The sequence below is a fragment of the Streptomyces sp. NPDC111744 genome (genome assembly GCF_055634995.1).
In genome coordinates this window covers 1-18,242 of the sequence record NZ_JBVKCG010000026.1, presented here as the reverse complement: position 1 = coordinate 18,242, position 18,242 = coordinate 1, and the positions used below count along the sequence as shown (strand labels likewise).

General features: G+C 68.3%; 16 protein-coding genes and 2 pseudogenes. 9 read left to right on the top strand and 9 right to left on the bottom strand.

What is annotated here, in order from left to right; all coding sequences use genetic code 11:
• Positions 1-116: 116 nt before the first annotated feature.
• Complete coding sequence (locus ACZ7OO_RS36965; RefSeq protein WP_471511840.1) at positions 117-1,775, bottom strand: penicillin-binding transpeptidase domain-containing protein; 1,659 nt, start codon at positions 1,773-1,775, stop codon at positions 117-119.
• Between the two features lie 390 nt (positions 1,776-2,165).
• Here ACZ7OO_RS36965 and ACZ7OO_RS36960 point away from each other — a divergent pair, with 390 nt between their 5' ends.
• Complete coding sequence (locus ACZ7OO_RS36960; protein ID WP_471511838.1) at positions 2,166-3,275, top strand: acetamidase/formamidase family protein; 1,110 nt, start codon at positions 2,166-2,168, stop codon at positions 3,273-3,275.
• 48 nt (positions 3,276-3,323) lie between these two features.
• On the opposite strand, the pseudogene ACZ7OO_RS36955 reads toward ACZ7OO_RS36960, so the two are convergent.
• From ACZ7OO_RS36955 to ACZ7OO_RS36940, 4 genes and pseudogenes are all read right to left on the bottom strand, one after another.
• Positions 3,324-3,505, bottom strand: a pseudogene (locus tag ACZ7OO_RS36955) (class E sortase); the annotation flags it as partial.
• A gap of 342 nt (positions 3,506-3,847) precedes the next feature.
• Positions 3,848-4,330, bottom strand: coding sequence for a lipocalin-like domain-containing protein (locus ACZ7OO_RS36950; protein WP_471511836.1), 483 nt, complete (start codon positions 4,328-4,330; stop codon positions 3,848-3,850).
• Between the two features lie 71 nt (positions 4,331-4,401).
• Complete coding sequence (locus tag ACZ7OO_RS36945; RefSeq protein ID WP_471511834.1) at positions 4,402-5,979, bottom strand: aldehyde dehydrogenase (NADP(+)); 1,578 nt, start codon at positions 5,977-5,979, stop codon at positions 4,402-4,404.
• Complete coding sequence (locus ACZ7OO_RS36940; RefSeq protein WP_471510763.1) at positions 5,976-6,605, bottom strand: cysteine hydrolase family protein; 630 nt, start codon at positions 6,603-6,605, stop codon at positions 5,976-5,978. Before ACZ7OO_RS36940 ends, ACZ7OO_RS36945 begins: the two co-directional genes overlap by 4 nt.
• A 188-nt stretch (positions 6,606-6,793) precedes the next feature.
• Between ACZ7OO_RS36940 and ACZ7OO_RS36935 the strand changes: the two genes are divergently transcribed.
• The gene (locus ACZ7OO_RS36935; protein WP_471511832.1) at positions 6,794-7,351 is read left to right on the top strand and encodes a TetR/AcrR family transcriptional regulator; all 558 of its coding nucleotides are present in this window, start codon (positions 6,794-6,796) and stop codon (positions 7,349-7,351) included.
• Positions 7,352-7,930: 579 nt separating this feature from the next.
• The gene (locus ACZ7OO_RS36930) at positions 7,931-10,042 is read left to right on the top strand and encodes an AfsR/SARP family transcriptional regulator (protein WP_471511830.1); all 2,112 of its coding nucleotides are present in this window, start codon (positions 7,931-7,933) and stop codon (positions 10,040-10,042) included.
• Positions 10,043-10,075: 33 nt separating this feature from the next.
• Here the strand turns inward: ACZ7OO_RS36930 and ACZ7OO_RS36925 are convergent, their stop codons facing one another.
• Complete coding sequence (locus ACZ7OO_RS36925) at positions 10,076-10,624, bottom strand: sigma-70 family RNA polymerase sigma factor (RefSeq protein ID WP_471511828.1); 549 nt, start codon at positions 10,622-10,624, stop codon at positions 10,076-10,078.
• 135 nt (positions 10,625-10,759) lie between these two features.
• Complete coding sequence (locus ACZ7OO_RS36920; RefSeq protein WP_471511826.1) at positions 10,760-11,158, bottom strand: 6-pyruvoyl trahydropterin synthase family protein; 399 nt, start codon at positions 11,156-11,158, stop codon at positions 10,760-10,762.
• A gap of 365 nt (positions 11,159-11,523) precedes the next feature.
• Here ACZ7OO_RS36920 and ACZ7OO_RS36915 point away from each other — a divergent pair, with 365 nt between their 5' ends.
• The 3 genes from ACZ7OO_RS36915 (at position 11,524) to ACZ7OO_RS36905 (ending at position 13,450) form a co-directional block, all read left to right on the top strand.
• Positions 11,524-11,700: a hypothetical protein gene (locus tag ACZ7OO_RS36915; RefSeq protein ID WP_471511824.1), complete on the top strand. Its 177-nt coding sequence runs from the start codon at positions 11,524-11,526 to the stop codon at positions 11,698-11,700.
• 420 nt (positions 11,701-12,120) lie between these two features.
• Positions 12,121-12,720, top strand: coding sequence for a hypothetical protein (locus tag ACZ7OO_RS36910; protein WP_471511822.1), 600 nt, complete (start codon positions 12,121-12,123; stop codon positions 12,718-12,720).
• Between the two features lie 274 nt (positions 12,721-12,994).
• On the top strand, positions 12,995-13,450 hold the full coding sequence (locus ACZ7OO_RS36905; protein ID WP_471511820.1) for a MarR family winged helix-turn-helix transcriptional regulator: 456 nt from the start codon (positions 12,995-12,997) through the stop codon (positions 13,448-13,450).
• A gap of 124 nt (positions 13,451-13,574) precedes the next feature.
• Here the strand turns inward: ACZ7OO_RS36905 and ACZ7OO_RS36900 are convergent, their stop codons facing one another.
• Both ACZ7OO_RS36900 and ACZ7OO_RS36895 read right to left on the bottom strand, forming a co-directional pair.
• Positions 13,575-14,003 carry an ester cyclase gene (locus ACZ7OO_RS36900; RefSeq protein WP_471511818.1) on the bottom strand — a complete coding sequence of 143 codons (429 nt, stop codon included), beginning with the start codon at positions 14,001-14,003 and terminating at the stop codon, positions 13,575-13,577.
• 419 nt (positions 14,004-14,422) lie between these two features.
• On the bottom strand, positions 14,423-14,617 hold the full coding sequence (locus ACZ7OO_RS36895; protein WP_471511816.1) for a hypothetical protein: 195 nt from the start codon (positions 14,615-14,617) through the stop codon (positions 14,423-14,425).
• A gap of 253 nt (positions 14,618-14,870) precedes the next feature.
• On the opposite strand from ACZ7OO_RS36895, the gene ACZ7OO_RS36890 reads away from it, so the two are divergent.
• The 3 genes and pseudogenes from ACZ7OO_RS36890 to ACZ7OO_RS36880 form a co-directional block, all read left to right on the top strand.
• Positions 14,871-15,836: an SGNH/GDSL hydrolase family protein gene (locus ACZ7OO_RS36890; protein ID WP_471511924.1), complete on the top strand. Its 966-nt coding sequence runs from the start codon at positions 14,871-14,873 to the stop codon at positions 15,834-15,836.
• 540 nt (positions 15,837-16,376) lie between these two features.
• Entirely contained in the window at positions 16,377-17,861 is a 1,485-nt protein-coding gene (locus tag ACZ7OO_RS36885) for a DNA primase family protein (RefSeq protein WP_471511814.1), read from the top strand.
• 183 nt (positions 17,862-18,044) lie between these two features.
• A pseudogene (locus ACZ7OO_RS36880) lies at positions 18,045-18,152 on the top strand (DUF6009 family protein); the annotation flags it as partial.
• Positions 18,153-18,242: the final 90 nt, after the last annotated feature.

The window sequence follows — 18,242 nt, the reverse complement described above, 5'->3', positions numbered from 1 at the left end:
GCGCACCGCATCCGCACGACCGCCGTCCGGCGCCGCGGCGGACCCGGACGAAGCCCGTTCCGTGCGGTGACGGCAGCCGCACCCGGATGCCGTGGACGGAACCGTCCGTCCCCGTGTCAGTCGTCGCTCAGCAGGCGGCGGACGACGTACCCGGCCGAGTCCACACCGGAGCTGCCGCCCTCCACCAGGGCCGCGACCGAGATGTGCGAGTTGTAGGCGGTGAGCCAACCGTTGGTGTGCTTCCCCTCCTCGGCCGTTCCCGTCTTCGCGCCGACGTCCGCCAGATCACGCAGGCGCGGAGCCGCCGTGCCGCCGGTCGCCACGCCACGCATCATCGACTGCAGATAGCCCGCGGTGCGGGTGGAAATGGGCTGGTGTGCCTTGTTCTGGTGCTGCTCCGGCAGGATGATCGGCTGCTCGAAGCCGGCGTTGCGTACGGTCGCCGCCACCGACGCCATGAACAGGGGTGTGGCCGTCACCTTGCCCTGGCCGATGAACTGGGCGGCCTGGTCACCGCCGACCACGTCCGGCGGGACGCTCGGATCGCTGGTGGCCACCCCGCCGCCGATCGACCAGCTGCCCATGCCGAAGACGTTCACGGCCTCGTCGTGCAGGGCGGAGGCGTCTCCCCTGTGCACGAGGTAATGGAAGCCGTCCTTGATGAAGGAGGTGTTGCAGGACACCGTGAAGCCCTGGGCGAGCGTGGAGCCGGGGGCGGGTAGCACGCCGGGGTCGTTGTGGAAGATCTGGCCGTTGGCGGCCAACTCGTCCGTGCAGGGTGCGGCGCTGTCCGGCGTGAGACCGGCCTGGTCCATCAGAGCCGCCGAGGTGATGATCTTCATGGTGGATCCGGGCGACTTGATGCCGTTGATGGCGATGTCGCCGTCGTTGCCGGAGTGGGCCACGGCCAGGATGTGGCCGTTCTTCCAGTCGAGTGCCACGGTTCCGGCGGGCTTGGCATGGAGGTGTGAGTCCAGCACTGCGCTCTCGGCGGCGGCCTGGAGCGAAGCGTCGATGGTGGTCCTCACCAGCTGGGTCTTCCCCTTGGTGAAGATCTTGAGCGCTTTGACTCCTTTGCCCGTGGGGTCGGTTATCGCCACTCCCGTGCCGGTGCTGATCCCGTTCGGCTTGGCGTTCTTGCTGATCGTCGCGGAGATGTCCCGCAGTGAAGGGAACGTGGACAGGTCCGTGTGTCCGTCGGAGGCCACCGCCCTGGCCGGGACCGCGCCCGGCGGCAGTTCACCGGCGGTCAGCGACTGCCGGTCCCCCAGGCCCGGGTAGAGCACCGAATTGTTCCAGTGGACGGCCAGCACTCCGTCGGTGCTCTGCTGCACGGCGACCGCGCTCGGATAGCTCCAGGTGCCGCCCGCGACCTGTGCGGTGACATCGAAGGTCACCTTTGTGGCGCCCTTCGTCACCGACGAGGGACCGGCGGAGAGTACGTGGTCGAACGACACCTTCTTCAGGTGCAGGCCGTCGGCGTAGCCTCGCAGCGACACGGATGCGGTCGCGGGGGTGTCGGCGCTCTGTGCCGCTTCCTCGGTGTGGTCCTGTGACCAGGTCCGCAGGAACGAGCGAACGAACTCCGCCGCTTTGTCGTTCGCCGGCGGTGTGCTGGACACCGCCGTCGGGTCGAAATCTCGCGCGGTCCTGAACCGGTCGCCGGACCAGAAGTCGTGGGTCATCCTGCTCACGACTTCGTAGACGCCCGCTCCGCCCAGGAAGAGCAGGGCGATACCCGAGCCGGCGACGCCGACCTTCACAGCTCTCTTCATACGTGGGATCCTATGCATGCCTCCTGCAAGCAACGTTTCTGGGTGTTTCCAACCGCCATGGGTGTGAGCGCCGACGAACGGGAGCGGTTCATATGTGTGACCCCCGAATGTGAATACCCTGCCGCCCGGGTTGCCGGCCCGAGTGAGCTGAGTGATCCTGAAGCCCGGCTGCGGGTACGACCGCTTTCGCCGACGGTCCGGCCCGTAGCGACATGCGCGGGAGCGCGGGAGGTCGCCATGTGCTTCGTCCACTCCGGCTTCGTACAGGGCGCAAGCCTCGTTCAGCAGGCTTCCGCCGGACCCGCCGCGTCCGCTCTGTCCGGGCTTGCCGCCGGCGAGGGAGGGCTTGGCGGTCGGGACGTGGCCGGGTCCGGTACCCCGGATGTGACCGTGGGACCGCATGGGGACCTCGTCGTCGACGGCTACGGCCGGGTGCTGCACAACCGCTGGAACAGGGACCTGCCCCCGGTGGCGAGCGTACGGCCCGGTGAAGTCGTCCAGTTGCTGTGCCGGGACGCCCTGGACATCGGCGAGGCGGCCCGGACGATGACGGCGGAGGGAACGCTCACCATCGACCTGGGACTGGTTCATCCGCTGACCGGTCCGCTGGAGATCGTGGGGGCCGAGCCGGGAGACATCCTGGAGGTCGAGATCCTCGATGTGAGCCCCCTCGTGGACTTCGGTTATGTCGCCATCAGCCCGGCTCTCGGTCTCTTCGGCTCGCTCCGCCCGGAGCTTCTGGCTCCGCTCGCGGCCTGGAGCGAGGCTTCCCAGCTGAGCGACCCCTCCCCCGGCCCGGCGGCCGGAGCGATACCCGGGGACCAGCCGCACAACAGTGGTGCGCCGTTTCTCCAGACCTTCACGTTCGAGCGGGGCCAGAGCAGCGGTCTCGCCTCTTTCACCGGTGTCGACACCGGGCGGTCGGCCCGTGTTCCGATCGCGCCGTTCATGGGCATCATGGGCGTCGCTCCGCTGCACAGGGGGATGTACCGCACCTTCCCGCCCGACGTCAGCGGAGGCATGGGCGGCAACACCGACATCCGGCAGCTCGTCAAGGGAGCACGGGTACAGCTGCCCGTGTACGTGCCGGGAGCCATGTTCTCCGCCGGGGACGGGCACATGGCGCAGGGCGACGGCGAGGTGACCGGGACAGCCGTCGAGACCCTCATGTCCGTCACCCTGCGGTTCGCCCTGCACAAGCACACCGTGATCGCCTCCACCCGGGCCGTCGTACCCGCCGCGGACCCGACCCAACTGGCCATGCCCGACGAGATGCTGGAGCGGGGCTACTACCAGACCACCGGCACCGGGCCCGATCTGATGGAGAACGCCAAGACGGCCGTACGGGAGATGGTGGACTGGCTCGTCCAGGACCAGGGGGTCAGCCTGCACGAGGCGTACGCCCTGTGCAGCGTGGCCGGAGATCTGAAGATCAACGAGACGGTGGACCTGCCGAAGTGGCTCGTCTCCATGACCCTGCCACGCGGAATCTTCGGGTGACCCGGTCGGTGGAATCCGGCCGTCCGGTCCGCGGGAGCTCCTCTGCTCCTACTCGACGAGAGCGTCCGGCTTGCCCTTGGTGCGCGGACGTTCCTCAACCGTCCTGCCCCAGACAATCACCGGGACTTGCTGGTGAACTCCGGTGTGCAGGTGGTGAGCGTGATGCACCGCCCCGGTGCGGTGAATCCGGAGCCCCTCGGGACCGGGTTCAGCACCGCCGACACGGACGGCGGATCGGGGGATCCGCAGGGCGACAGTCGCCTCGTCGATCGGCGGGAGGTGGGTCACCTGCTCCGCGTCCCAGACCGGCATCCGATCGCTCACTGGTTGTCCACCGCCACATCGCTGAAGGGCTGCAGCGGTTCGGCCCCGGGGAAGACGTACGGGAAAAGGCCGGATACCGCGAGTTCCAGCCTTACATGCCGTCCCTTACGTTTCTGGAGGGCACCGCAAGTCTCGCCGTACCGCACCACGTTGACGACGCGGGGCCTTGGGTCCGCCTGCTGTCACAGGTGGGTGTGCCCCGGCCGTCTCTGAGGTGTGAGCACATGTCAGGACCTTGCGGCACGGGGTCAGGCCGCTCTGCTCCATGTGAGTTCTGCCGTGCGGTCGGCGCCCCACAGCCGGGTGGGAGTGGCGACGGCGAGTCGCAGGTACGGGCCGTCGAAGGTCACCGTGCGTACCTGGGGCCGACCGATCCAGTTCGGGAAGAGACTGGTGGTGACGTGGTGCTCCACGGTGGCGGGGTCGACGACCGTGAAGGGTCCGCCGTAGGCGATGTAGCCGATCGCCGCCCGGGCCAGGTCGTCGGAGGCCGCGTCCTCCAGACGGGCCGACGGCAGCGGCGCGCGGTCGCGGCCCAGCTGGGCCGACATGTACCCCTCCGGGGTGTAGACGATCAGGCCGTAGGGGGTGGGTCCCAGGGGCTGGACGACGTCGCCGTCGGTGCTCACCGCGGTGTAGGACACGAGCTGCCAGGCGCCGAGCAGCTTCCTGCGGACCTCCTCACGGGCCTCGTGTGCACGCGCGGCGGCGTCCTGGTGCTGGGCGGTCATGAGCGGCTCCTTCGTCAGTGTGAGGGGACGGGCCCCGGCCGCAGGAGTGGCCGGGGCCCGGTGAAGACGGGTCAGTCCTTGACGAGTTCGCCGTCCACGACTCGCCACAGGTTCTCGGGGTTGGCCGCGCGCAGCGCGTCGGGCAGGAGGTCGTCCGGGAAGTTCTGGTAGGTGACCGGACGGATGAACCGCTCGATCGCGCCCATGCCCACGGAGGTGAAGCGGCTGTCGGACGTGGCCGGGAACGGGCCGCCGTGGGTGGAGGCGTAGGAGACCTCCTGCGGGATCGAGAAGGCGTTGAACACGATGCGGCCGGTGCGGCGCTCCAGGATCGGCAGGAGCCGCTGGGCGTGGGCGCGGTCGGCGGCCTCGGCGTGCAGGGTGGCGGACAGCTGGCCGCGGAAGGCGCGGGCCACCTCGAACAGCTGTTCGGCACCGGTCAGCCGCACCAGCAGCACGGCCGGGCCGAAGACCTCCTCGCGCAGGCCGGGCTCGGCGAGCAGTTGTTCTCCGCTGACCTCGTACAGAAGGGACTGGCCGTCCCACAGGCCCTCGGGAGCCTCTCCGGCGGCGACCCGGGTGGCACCGTCGTTCTCCAGGCGCTGCGCGTTGCGGACGTAGGCGTCGTGGATGCCGGGCGTGAGCATGGTGCGTGCGGCGGCCTTCGCCACCTCCGCGCTCAGCGCGTCCCGCAGTTCCTGGAAGCCGGGTCCGTCGGCGGCCAGGAGGATCGCGGGCTTGAGGCAGGCCTGCCCGACGTTGTACATGGCGCGCTGGACCAGGCCGGTGCCGATCTCGGCGCCGCGTGCGGCCAGTGCGGCGGGCAGGACGAAGGTCGGGTTGACGCTGGTCATCTCCGTGAAGACGGGGATGGGGTCGGGGCGCTGCTGGGCCCGGCGGAAGAGGGCCATACCGCCGGCCTCGGAGCCGGTGAAGGTGACCGCGTGGACCAGCGGGTGGTCCACGAGTGCCTCGCCGATCTCGTTGCCCGCGCCGCGGACCAGGGAGAAGACGCCTTCGTGGAGGCCCGCCTCGGCGACGGCGCGCTGGATGACGCGCCCCTGGATCTCCGACGCGCCGGGGTGCGCGTTGTGCGCCTTGAGGATGACCGGGCAGCCGGCCGCGAGGGCGGAGGCGGTGTCGCCGCCGACGACGGAGTACGAGATCGGGAAGTTGCTGGCGCCGAAGATCACCACGGGGCCGAGGGCAACCTTCTGGAGCCGGTGGTCCATGCGCGGCGCGGGCTGCCGGTCCGGCTGTGCCGGGTCGACGGTCGCCTGGAGGAAGCGGCCCTGGCGCACGACGGTGGCGAACTTGCGGAACACGCCGGCAGTCCGTACGGCCTCGGCCTCGAGCTGGGCGGCGGGAAGGCCGGTCTCCAGGGCGAGGCGGGCGGCGAGTTCGTCCTTGACCGCTTCGAGGTTGTCCGCGATGCGGTCGAGGAAGGCGGCCCGTTCGCTCAGGCCGGTGTGGCTGTAGCTGTCGAAGGCCTCGTCGGCGAGACGGACGGCGCGGTCGACCTCTGCCGGGCCGCCGAAGGCGAACTCGGGTTCGATGAGTTCACCGGTGGCGGGGTTGAGCGCCTTCATGGTTCCCGCGGTGGCCGGCACGCGGGCCGCGCCTATCAGCAGTTCTCCGGTGAGTGTCATGCGTGGGCTCCCTCGAATGCGGTGGTGAGTTCGGTGGTGGTGGTGATGGTGTGGGCGTAGGTGGGGCCGTTGAGGTCGTGGGCCGCGTGCATCATCTCGGGGAGGAAGGCGGCGGTGGCGTCGCGGACCAGGGTGACGTGGTAGCCCAGTTCCATGGCGTAGCGGCCGGTGGACTCGATGCACGTGTTGGCGAGCAGACCGACCGGCACGACATGGCTGATGCCATGCTGCTTGAGCTGGAAGTCCAGGTCGGTGTTGGCGAAACCGCTCTGCGCCCAGTGCTCCTGGACGACGATCTCACCCGGCTGCGGCTGGAAGTCGGGGTGGAACTCGCCGCCCCAGGTACCACGGGCGAAACTGTGACGCTCCATGATGCCCAGCTGCGTGGGGTTGGGGTGGTCCCAGCCCTCGTAATCGCCCTCCTCCCAGCGGCGGTGCGGGACGAAGACCACGCGGACACCCGCCTCACGGGCCGAGCCCACGACGGCACGCAGATGCTCCAGGAGACCGACCTCCTCGGCCACCGGAGCCAGCCGCGGCCAGATCTTCCCGCCCTCCGACAGGAAGTCGTTGAACGGATCGACCAGCAGAACAGCCGTACGGCGGGGGTCATAGATGGGGGGCATGGGTTCCACTCCGAATCGGGAAGTCCAATCTGGATGACTACCGCCATCCACATGCAAGATTACGCCCATCATCCTGAAAGTCAAACCCAAGAGCCGTAAAGCACTCATACGGGACACGGGTGTATGATGGGTATCATCCAGTAGCGCGGCACCCCACAAGGCCGCTCCCGCGGAAGGCAGGCACGGACATGGGCCACTCGCAGGCAGAGAAGGCGGCGACCCGCGCACGCGTCCTGCAGCTCGCATCACGCAAGGTCCGCACCGAAGGCGTCACCCGCCCCGGTGTGGCGGAGCTCATGAAGGAAGCCGGACTCACCCACGGCGGCTTCTACAAGCACTTCGCCTCACGCGACGACCTGATCGCACAGGCCGCGACCGTCGCACTCGCCGAAGGCACCGCCAAGATGCAGAGATCCGCGCGGAAGAACGAGCAGGACCCCCGCGCCGGTCTCATCGACGCCTACCTCGCCACACACCACCGCGACACGCCCGACACCGGCTGCGCACTCGTCTCCCTCGGCGCCTCCGCGGGACGCGGCGACCAGGGCTTCAAAGAAGCGTACGAGAAGCAGGTACGCACCTACCTGGAGCTCATCGCGGGCCTGGACGACGACTCCGAGGACGCCCGCGCCGAAGCCATGCTCACCCTCAGCGCACTCGTCGGCGCCGTCCTCATGTCCCGCGCCGTCACCGACCAGAACTTCTCCGACGAACTCCTGGAGACCGTCGCCGAACGCCTGAGGTGAAGCTCGGGTCAGCTGACCCGAGCTTCCACCCGCTTCCTTGACGAAAAAACTAATGTGCCATTTTACTTGATGCAGCAAATAATATACCGTTTGCCGTCGTCCCTGGGCATGTCCATCTCCCTCACGTTCGGTAGACAGAGAATCTGATCCATGATCAATCGAGGATCTGCACCGGTGGTCGGGCAATCATTCATCCTCGACCGGACCCCGCTCGGAAGCGGGGCGGGCGATTTTTCTGATCGGCCGCGCGCCCGACGGCACGCGGTCCACCCGCGGCCGAGCGCGGCAGGCTCACACCGAAAAGGGCCACACCTACGCCGACCGCTCACCGGCATGCCCGCCCGTCTCCTGGCCGACCGCATCCACGCACCCGGAGGCGGTCCCTCCGCCACGGTGTTGCAGGCCGGCCGGTCCTGACCGACAGCCGAGCGGACCGTCCGGCTCCCGGACGGTGATCCGCTCGTACGCGGCCGCCGGACGCATCGCTCCTCGTGCGCACGGAGACGTGCCGCCGCCGGCCAGGGCGACGACGAGCACCGAAAGAACAGCGCCGAGACAGACGACGATTGGCAGCAGCACATGGACGCGACAGTGCGATACACCCTGCTCGGTAGTGTGCGAGCGCTGCGCGGGGACACGGAGCTCGACCTGGGGCCCCCGAAGAGACTGGCCCTGTTCTCCCTGCTGCTGCTGCGCGCGCCCGGTCCCGTCTCGCTGAACGACGCCGTGGACGTGCTGTGGCCCGACGAACCGCCCGCGAGTGCGGTCAACGTGGTGCACCGGCACATCGGCAGCCTGCGGAAGATCCTGGAGCCGGGACTCCACAGCCGCACCAACGCGGAACATCTGGCCCGGGCAGCGGACGGATACCGCCTTCTCGTCGACGCGTCGGCCTCCGATCTCCTGCGCTTCCGCGACCTGCGTGCGCAGGCGCAGCTAGCGGTCAAGGCCGGTGACCCCGAGCAGGCCACCCACGACTTCACCGCGGCCCTCCGGCTCTGGCGCAGTCCCGTGGTCGCCGACGGCACCTCGGTCGCCCGGCACCCGGTGTTCACCTCGGTCGGCCACGAGTACGTGGCCACGGTCAAGGAAGCCACCGACGTCGTGCTGGCCTCCGCTCCGGCGCTGACGGAGGACGTGCTGTCAGCTCTGCGCGGGGCTGTGGAACGCCATCCCTTCGACGAGGCGCTGCACGCCCGCATCATCACCGCGCTGGCCGCGACCGGGCGGCAGGCGGAGGCTCTGCGGCAGTTCGAGACCATCCGGCGCACCCTCGCCGACGAACTCGGTGTGGAACCCGGCGTCGAACTGCGCGCCGCACACCACCGCCTGCTGCGGCGCAACCTCTCCGCGCACGCGGACAGGCCCGCGGCGCGGCCGGACGCGGCCGGCGGCCGGGCTCATCTGCCGCCCGACTCCGTGCCCTTCGTCGGCCGTCAGGAGGCGCTGAACCAGGGTCTGCGACTCACTCCCCCGGACGACGGAAGCGAGTACCCCGCGACCATCGTGGCCCTGTGCGGCATGGCGGGGGTCGGCAAGACCACGCTCGCCGTTCACTGGGCGCACCGGACCGCGGAACGCTTTCCCGATGGACAGCTCTACGTGGACCTCCAGGGGCACCACTCCTCGCAGCCGCCCCTCGATCCCTGCCAGGCCATGAGCGCGCTGCTCGACGCGCTGGGCGTCCCCCGGGACAGGACCGCCGACGCCGCCGCGCTCAACTCCGCCTACCGCAGTGCGCTGGCCGGGCGCCGGCTGCTGATCCTCCTGGACGACGCGCAGGACTGCGAGCAGGTGCGTCCGCTGCTGCCCGCCGCCCCGGGCTGCCTCGCGATCGTGACCAGCCGCCGTCGGCTGGAGGGACTGACCGTCACCCACAACGCACAGATCATCACGCTGAACGCCATGACGCGGCAGGAGAGTCTCCAGTTCCTCGAGCGCCGGCTGGGTACCGACCGGGTCAAGGCAGAACGGGCATCCGCCGAGGAGATCGTCGACATGTGCGGCGGGCTTCCGCTCGCCCTGGCAGTGGCAGGCGCGCGGGCGCTGTCCCGGCCCCGGTTTCCGCTCGCCTCGCTCGCGTCCCAGCTGCGGGACGGCCTGGTGGCCCTGTCGAGCCAGGACGCCCGCACGGACGTCCGCAGCGCTTTCCGCCGCTCCTACGAGGCGCTGAGCACGCCCGCCGCGACGCTGTTCCGGCTGATCAGCCTGCACCCCTCGTGTGAGATCACACCTAAGGCGGCCGCGAGTCTGGCCGGGACGGATCTGCGGGCGACCCTGGAGCACCTGTCCGAGCTGGCCGATCACCACCTGCTGGTCGAGCTGATCCCCGGCCGATACACCTGTCATGATCTGCTCCGCGCCTTCGCCGCGGAACTGAGCACGGTCCTGGACACGTCCCCTGTCCGGTCCCAGGCACGTGCCCGCATGATCGAGCACTACCTGTACAGCGCCGAGGCCGCGACCGCAGTCCTCGCCCCGCAGCGCGGCACGGTCGACCTGCCGCCGCCGCGCCCCGGGGTGCGCCCGCAGGAGTTCAGCTGTCCCGCCGAGGCCGCCGAGTGGATCGTCGCGGAGCGGTATCTCCTGCCCGTGCTGGCCAAGGAGGTACGCCATCATCCGCGTGGCGAGTCGCTCCAGCGGCAGTTGACCTCCACGCTCCACAACTCCCTGCGGCCGGACGGCGGCTGAGCGAACGGGCTCCGGGCGGCGTGCGACCCGGGGTCAGGCGGCCTTTTCCACGGGGAGCGCGCGGAGCTTGCGCAGGGCATTGTGGTGACGGGACTTCACCGTCCCCGCCGGTATCCCCAGCAGCTCCGCCGTCTCCTTGATGGTGCGGTCACACAGATACAGGTGAACCAGCACCGCCCGGTGCTCCGCGGGCAGCCGCCCCAACGCCGGCCTCACCGCCATCGCACGGTGCAACTCCTCGATCGGATCGGTCCCCACGAACGGATCGCTGTAGGTCCCGCCCACCACTTCCCGACGCATGTGAGGCTTGCGCACCCAGTCCACGATCAGGTTCCGGGTGACCGTGAACAACCACCCCTTCACCGATCCCTCCATGCCCAGCAGACGGTCCATGTTGCGCCAAGCCCGGATGATCGTCTCCTGCACGATGTCCTCGGCGACACCGTGATCACCCAACATCTTCTCGGCATACGACACCAGGCCGTCGCGGTACTCCCTCATGATGAGCCCGAGCAGGTCCGAACAGGATGTCTTCGTGGGGGGCGTAACCATGTCTTCTGAGCCGTCCTGGTTCTCCGTCACTACGAACGGAGGCCGGAAACAGCCCCCGCCCGCGCACTGTAGGCAGAGGCAAGTGACCGAAAACTGCCGCACTTGTGACGCCGGACTGGCGTCACCGGTCGCGCTGGACAGGCGCACACCCCGGAGCGATACGGCTCACACTGAACGTTCGTAAGTTGCCCACGCGACATGCGACTCATGCAGGGTCACCGCGACCTGCGAGATCCCCCGTGCGTTGTCCCCCAGCGCACCCTGGTGGATCCGGGCCACCAGACGGTCCGCGATCAGCGCGGCCAGGAACTCCGTGGAGGTGTTGACTCCCTTGAACTCCTCCTTGTCGTCAAGGTTGCTGTAGTTGAGATCCTCGATCACCCCGCGCAGCTCCGCGCCGGCCTTGCCCATGTCGACGACTATGTTGTCGTCGTCCAGCTGGTCCCGGCGGAACGTCGCGTCCACGATGAACGTCGCTCCGTGCAACCGCTGGGCCGGGCCGAAGACCTCGCCCTGGAAACTGTGAGCGATCATCATGTGGTCGCGAACCGTGATGCTGAACAACAGACCTCTCCTCTGGTTCTGGGCCGCCCGTCGAAACCCCTCGGTCGCCGTCCGAGCGGCTGGGCGATGTCCGATGGCGCCCGGCGTTGAACACACGTGTAAGCGCCTCGATCTCCGCAACGACCCCTACGTCTCCGGTACAGCCAGAGATCATGACTCGTCGGGGAGCTAGGAGCATACCCCGCGGTACGCCGTGCGGAGGACCGCCCTGTGTGGGCGAACGGCGGCCGGAACAGCCGCACCGGACAGATGAACCACAGCTGTCGTCATTTCGTGTTTGTTGTGAAGGAGCACGCCGTCGCGGTGGGCACGCAGCGGTTCGACATGCTCCCGGGCGCCGCCACGTCATGGGGAGTCGGAAGAGAATGCGGAAGGTCCTCCGGGTGGATGACCTCGTCCATATCGGAGACGAAGTCCACCTGGTCTCCGGCAGCAACACGAACTGGGTGACCACCAAAGAGGACGACAACTGCACTCTGGTCGACACCGGGTACCCGGTGACCACGGCATCCTGCTGGCGTCGCTGGACTCTCTCGGACTGAGTCCGGCATCCTGATCACCGGCGACGCCCTGGTGACGGCCCATCCCACGTCGCGCCGTATCGGTCCCCAGCTCCTGCCCGGCATGTTTCACGCCGCCCACGCCCGGACCCTGGACGCCCTGCCGCTGATCGAGGATCTGGAATCGGACGTCCTCGCACCCGGCCACGAACCGGTCCACCAACAGTTCCCCCGAGAAAGCCGTAGCCTCGGCCCGGGCGAGCGCGGAGAAATAGCTCCTTCCGCCACGAGCTTCCGCCCCAGGTACACACCTGGCCCTGGACATGACGTCCGACCACATGGGAGTACCTCATTGCTCACCGTCGCCATATGATCGGGCTACTGTCCAGTAGGGGGCTGCATGTCTCTTGCGCAGGCCTGGGTACCATGCGACGCGTCATTGATGAGAGGGAGTGAACGGTTGTGACCAGCCAATCAGCCGCCACGCTCCGATCGCGGTATGTCGAGCAAGCCGCGTCGGATCTTGAGGAGAATCACCGTCGACAACAAGAACTCGCAGAGAAAATCACGATGTTGCAGCAGGAGGAAGCCCTCCTGGTCGACATTCTGACTCTCGCCGAGCGGTACCAGGGCTTGTCGGACCCGTCGTCGCTGCCTGGGCAGGCACAGGGCGAAGACGCACCCGGACATGGAACGCAGGTACGTGAGAACACGTCCATCCCGTCCGGGCGAACATCACGGCGGTCCTCGTCGTCGACGACGCGGCGCACGAGTCCGACGCAGTCCGGCGCGAAGGGGAAGTCGCGCCAGCCCCTGCTCGGTGACGTCCTGCTGAGCCTGCTCGGGGGGCACACCGAGCCGCGTCTGGCGAAGGAGCTGCGGGACGAGCTGCTGGTGAAGCACCCGGACCGGAATCCGACACCCCAGGTCGTACGGAACACCATTGAATCCCTGGTCGCCAAGGGGCGTGTCCAGCGGCACAAACAGCAGCGATCGGTGATGTACACCGTCGCGACGTCCACGGAGCCGGACACCTCCGGCACGACGAAGGACGCCGGCTGACCCGACACGGTCGGAATTCGCGCCCACCCACGATGTGTCCCGTCCGACGATCCGGAACGGGACACGTCGAGTGCGATGGCCAGGGAAACATATCTGAAAATAAACTGCCGCGCGTAATGGGATACGTTTTAATTTGCACGGCAAGATCCGGGACGAGGCATCGGTTTCCCGTGTCCGCGCCGCGAATCAGGCCCGCATTCACCGCTGGACGATGAACGAGCGGACAGCGAACACCCGCCCCCGGCTCCCGTGTTGCGCCATTTACACTGTCGCCATGGCAGACGTGGAAAATATCAAGCCTCTCGATCGTGACGAAGAGGCCTTCTTACGGGCTCTGGGCAGAGTGATGACATCTCTGCCTCGCCTGGTTGATGCAGACATGCTCGATGAACATCCGATTTCCGGCACGGAGTACATGGTCCTGACGCACCTCTCCGAGGTGGCGCACAACCGGATGCGGATGAGTGAGCTCGCCAACCTGTGCGGGCTGTCGCTGAGTGGAATGACCCGGGTGGTCAACCGGCTGGAGGCGCAGTCGCTGGTCCTGCGCGAGAAGGCGCCCGACGACGGGCGGGCGTGGCTGGCCGTCCTCACCGAGGCCGGACGGACACAACTGGGCCAGGCCTGGCCGACCAACCTCGCGAGTGTCCGACGCCATGTCTTCTCACGCCTGGACGGCTGCGACATCCGCGCGGCCGTGAAAGTGCTGGAGCGCATAGCTCCGCAGTGACGGCATCCACAGGCCGCCGTGGCGCCAATTCCGACGGGGGCGGGGATGAGTACCGCCTGCTCCCCGTTCGGCGTCCACGGCCTGCCTGTGCTCCCTCAGGCAGCGCCGGCGGCGGCACGAGGGCTCACGCGGTGCGGAGGTGCAGCGCCGTCGCGGCGGCCTGGGCCGCCTTCGTCGTCACCTCCGCCGCGGCTCTGGCGGCCCGTCCGTTGGCTCGCCAGGCGAACATACGTATCCCCGCTGCGGGCTTCGGTGGAAAGACCCCCAGCTGATCGAGCATCGTGACATCGTCGCGTACCGCCGCGTGCCGGATCACCTTGCGGTCGCGCAGGCTCAGTACATGGATCTGCTCTGCAGCCGCAGGCCGTCGAAGGCGGAACGCATCCAGGCGCTCGACGCCAGCACACCTGCCGGGCCCGCGATCCGGCAGGTCGGAGGCGACAGAGCCGCCTCGCGGTTCTGGAACGCCTTGTGCACCACTTTCCGCGGCCAGAGCCAGATCCCCTGTTTCAAGCACGCGGAAGAGCCCGGCGGCGGGATCCTTGTCGGTCATTCCCATGGTGTAGATGCTCCATCCGGGATGTACTGCGGACGCCAGGAGAACAGCGCGGCCACCTTCCGTGACACAGACGTCACGAGATCCCGTGTTCACGCACAGCCCTGCGGGGGCGTTCGGCGCCGCGGCGACCGCACCACCGAGCAGGCACGGAGGACCTGCGTGCCCCCTGCCGAATTGACGTGCCGATTTTACATGTGTAGGCAAACAGTACGCCCCGGCCCGCAGGAACGCGGCCCGCACTTGTCGGGAGTTCTGGAACATCCAACTATTGTTCACAACCGCAATGTTGTCGTACGGCAGGGGTTGCTGAGCGTTCCGCGTCCGACCCTTCGCCGGTTTCCCGGGCCCCGGTTCACGTGACAGTAATCACCGGCCGGCACACACCTGTTCCTCCGTGCCGCCGCCCGGCGGCCTCAGAGACCAAGGTCGAGCGCGAGGCATGAGAAGTGCTTCCACGAGCCCTCGGGGTCGTAGGCCGTGGCGACCGCCGCGTTCGGCCCGGTCGCCTGCTCCTCGACCATCTCATGGAACTGGATGCGCTTCGGCAGGCTGCCGAAGCGCGCATGCCGCGCCGCTGCCGCCGCGTCCCGCTCGGGGGGAGTTTCCACGGTGTCTTCCTTCCGTCGTGGCGAACCAGCCGGGGGGCTCGATGACCCAAGGCTGCATCGCTCTCCGTCACCTGTCAATGGGGTGACGGAGAGACCAGTGTCATACACGGCGTTACTCGAACACCCGTCTTTCACTCAAGGCGTCCCGGAAAACGTGACACTTTCTCATGTCCTCATACGTGTGAAGAGTGAACACCTCAACCACTCGCCACTTCAGGGCATTCGGCCCACGAGAGGACCCGCTTTGCGAAAGCTGATCGCCACCTCCCGCCCCGCGCGCGCACTGACACTGGGCGCCGCGCTGCTCTCTGCGGGAACGGTGTTGGCCACCACCGGGACGACGGCCGCCGGCGCCGCCACCGACGGCAGGCACCACGTGGAGTACGTCGCCCTCGGCGACTCGTACGCTTCCGCTCCCCTGGTCCCGAACCAGGTCGACCCGACCTGCCTGCGGTCCGACCACAACTACCCGTCCCTGCTGGCCCGGTTGGCGGGCGCGCAGCTGACCGATGTGAGCTGCTCCGGGGCGACAACGGCCGACATGACGTCCGTTCAGGGCTCGGTGTCCGCTCAGCTCGACGCCATCGACCGGAACACCGACCTGGTCACCCTCACCATCGGCGGCAACGACATCGGCTTCACCACCGTCCTCGGGACCTGCGCGCAGGTCTCCGCCACGGACCCCGCCGGTGCCCCCTGCCGCACACACTTCACGGCGGGCGGCAGCGACACCGTCACCGACTCCGTCAACGAGACCGCGCCGAAGGTCGCTTCGGTGCTGAGCGCTATCCATCACCGTGCTCCGCACGCCCGCGTCGTCGTAGTGGGCTACCCCGACCTCTTCCCGGAGGACGGCACCGGCTGCACGAGCACCAAGGTGCCGCTGGCGGCCGGAGACTTCTCCTATCTGCGGGACAAGGAGAAGGAGCTCAACGCGATGCTCGCGCGTGCCGCACGCGGCGGCCGGGCGCAGTACGTGGACACCTACAGGCCCACCATCGGACACGACCTCTGCCGGCCGGCCGGCGCCCGGTGGATCGAGCCGTTCGTTCCGGAGAGCCCGGCCGCCCCCGTGCATCCCAACGCGGCCGGTGAAAGTGCGATGGCGAGCGCTGTCCGGCGGGGGCTTTCCGGCCACGCGGGACCCCGGTCGGAATCCCGAGGCGGTGCGGTGACCACCCCGCCGCGGCACCCGGCCACGGCCACGGCCACCCGCTGAGAACGCACATGGGGCCCGGCACAGGTGCCGGGCCCCATCCCGCCGTCCCGTCCCCACGACTGACAGGCGAGGTGTGTGCGGCGTCACCAGCGATCCGACAGCGCCCCCGGGCTTCCGGCATCTGTTGTTCGCGGGCCGCCCGTGCTCATACCTCAAAGACGTGGCCGGGGCGCGGAAAGGTTCACACCTTCGCCCGGACCAGGTCCCCGGTGAACGCGGACTTGCGCTTCCCGTGCCGGGGGCGAGGACATACGTGCCTAGACCGAATACCTCGCGAAGTTGTCACCTACACTCTGCTCTCGCACGTAGTCCCTTCAGGCCCTGCCTGCGGACAGGAGGTTTCTCAAGTGACCGAGCGATCACACGTGACAAGGACTGAGTCTGTGCCGAGCGAAGCTCAAACCTGCCGCGGGGCATCCAGAGCCGGGCCACCGTTTGCGCGCACCGGCATGCGATGGGACGCGGACGGACCGTACCTGCCCTGTATGGCCGTCCCGGCTCCAAGGGTCCGCCCTGAACACGGACTTCGGTGACGATGTGATGTTGGAAACGGCGGCCGCGAACCGGCCGAATGCCGCCACGAAGCCTGCTCTGACAACGGCGGAACGTTTCGCCTCAGGGCCTGACCAGGAGAGCCTCCCTGTGGGCCCCTTGCCACCGTCGCTCTCCGACCGTGGCAACGCCCGCTTGTTCGCCGAGCTCCACCGCGAACGCTTCCGTCATGTGGAGGGTCTGGGCTGGCTCTCGTGGGACGGCCATCGCTGGAGACGCGAGGGAGGCAGAAAGGCCGCCATATGGGCCGCGGGGGAAATGGCCGAGCGCATGCCCGACAGCGATCCCCACGGCGTCTTCAGCGACCGGATGATCGCGCATCACAAGCGGCGGACGCTCTCGACGGCCGGCATGAAGGCTCTCCTCGCCCAGGCGAAGGCCGCGCCCGAGCTTTCGGTGGATGCCGATCAGCTGGACGGAGACCCGTACGCACTCTGCACACCCGCCGGTGTGGTCGACCTGCGGAACGGTCACCTGCGCAGGGCGGATCCCGCCCGTGACCTCCATTCCCGCGCCACGAGCGTCACTCCGCACACCATGAAGACCCTACGCTGGCACCGGTTCCTCGGCGACACCTTCGGCCAGGACGCGCAGGGCCGGGGGATGATCGACTTCCTGCACCTTCTGCTGGGGTACTCCATCACCGGGGATGTGGGTGCCCAGGTACTTCCGTTCCTGCACGGGGAAGGCAAGAACGGCAAATCTGTCCTGCTCGACACCATGGTCCAGGTCCTCGGCGATTACGCCGACGCCGCTTCACCGGGCTTTCTCACCGAACGCGGGGCAGCCGAACACTCGACGGCGCTCACCGAACTCCACGGTCGGCGTCTGGTGGTGTGCAGCGAGCTGAGCCCCAATGACAAGTTCGACGAGGCCAGGGTCCGTCTCCTGACCGGAGGAGACAGGATCAAGGCACGGCGAATGCATCAGGACTACTTTTCGTTCAGTCCCACGCATCATCTGTGGCTCCTGGGCAACCACCGTCCCGAGGTGACAACAGGAGGCTTCGCCTTCTGGCGGCGCATCCGGCTGATCCCGTGCACCCGGACGGTGCCTGCCGATCGCAAGATAGACAATTTGGCCTTCGACCTCGTACGGGACGAAGGACCCGGCATTCTTCAGTGGCTCATCGAAGGGGCACAGCGCTACTTGGCCACCAAAGACCCGCTCAGGGGGCCCGGTCCGGTCACGGCCGCCACCACCGCCTATGCCACCGCCGAGGACCACATCGGCCGGTTCCTCGGCGAGCGCTGCACGCGGGAACGCGACACCGGCCACGGTCTCCGCGTCGAACAGGGCCTTCTCCACTCGGAGTACACCTCCTGGTGCCACACGGTCGAGGGCATCCGACCGGCAACGCCCAGAGCCTTCGCGCAGCGCGTCCGCCAGGAGGTCGGCCTGGCCTCACCAACCGACATGATCAAGTCGAACGGCCGCAAGTACTACCCGGGAATCGCTCTGCTCCCCATGTGAACCGGCTGGCGCCGGTGCGTCGGGCAAGCGCCTCGCCCACCGTGGACCCGCGTTCTACGATGACCCTCGGGCCACCCACACGGCGGCCTCCGTACACCGGCCTAACACGGCCCGCAGCGACACGGACGCGTCGTCGGTCACCACCCCTGGCCGGGGCAGGCGCCGACGGAGAAGGGTTGCGCCATGAGTGCGCTGTTGACCGAGAGCGACCTCAGCCACGAGGAAGAGGTGGTGTGGCTGGAGGACACCGAACGGCTGGACTACGTCCGCCAGGCACTGGACAAGACTAGTGCTCTGACCACATTGGTTCGCCGGGTTGGTGGTCGTGGCGGTTGGATGTTGCGTGACGTCCGATCCGAGTGCTGGGGGTGCGGTGGCTGA

What these genes read in the sequence shown, in the direction of transcription:
- ACZ7OO_RS36965 (WP_471511840.1), bottom strand. Translation starts at nt 1,775, where the DNA reads ATGAAGAGAGCTGTGAAGGTCGGCGTCGCCGGCTCGGGTATCGCCCTG.
- ACZ7OO_RS36950 (WP_471511836.1), bottom strand. Translation starts at nt 4,330, where the DNA reads ATGACCGCCCAGCACCAGGACGCCGCCGCGCGTGCACACGAGGCCCGT.
- ACZ7OO_RS36945 (WP_471511834.1), bottom strand. Translation starts at nt 5,979, where the DNA reads ATGACACTCACCGGAGAACTGCTGATAGGCGCGGCCCGCGTGCCGGCC.
- ACZ7OO_RS36940 (WP_471510763.1), bottom strand. Translation starts at nt 6,605, where the DNA reads ATGCCCCCCATCTATGACCCCCGCCGTACGGCTGTTCTGCTGGTCGAT.
- ACZ7OO_RS36935 (WP_471511832.1), top strand. Translation starts at nt 6,794, where the DNA reads ATGGGCCACTCGCAGGCAGAGAAGGCGGCGACCCGCGCACGCGTCCTG.
- ACZ7OO_RS36930 (WP_471511830.1), top strand. Translation starts at nt 7,931, where the DNA reads ATGGACGCGACAGTGCGATACACCCTGCTCGGTAGTGTGCGAGCGCTG.
- ACZ7OO_RS36915 (WP_471511824.1), top strand. Translation starts at nt 11,524, where the DNA reads ATGCGGAAGGTCCTCCGGGTGGATGACCTCGTCCATATCGGAGACGAA.
- ACZ7OO_RS36905 (WP_471511820.1), top strand. Translation starts at nt 12,995, where the DNA reads ATGGCAGACGTGGAAAATATCAAGCCTCTCGATCGTGACGAAGAGGCC.
- ACZ7OO_RS36900 (WP_471511818.1), bottom strand. Translation starts at nt 14,003, where the DNA reads ATGACCGACAAGGATCCCGCCGCCGGGCTCTTCCGCGTGCTTGAAACA.
- ACZ7OO_RS36885 (WP_471511814.1), top strand. Translation starts at nt 16,377, where the DNA reads ATGTTGGAAACGGCGGCCGCGAACCGGCCGAATGCCGCCACGAAGCCT.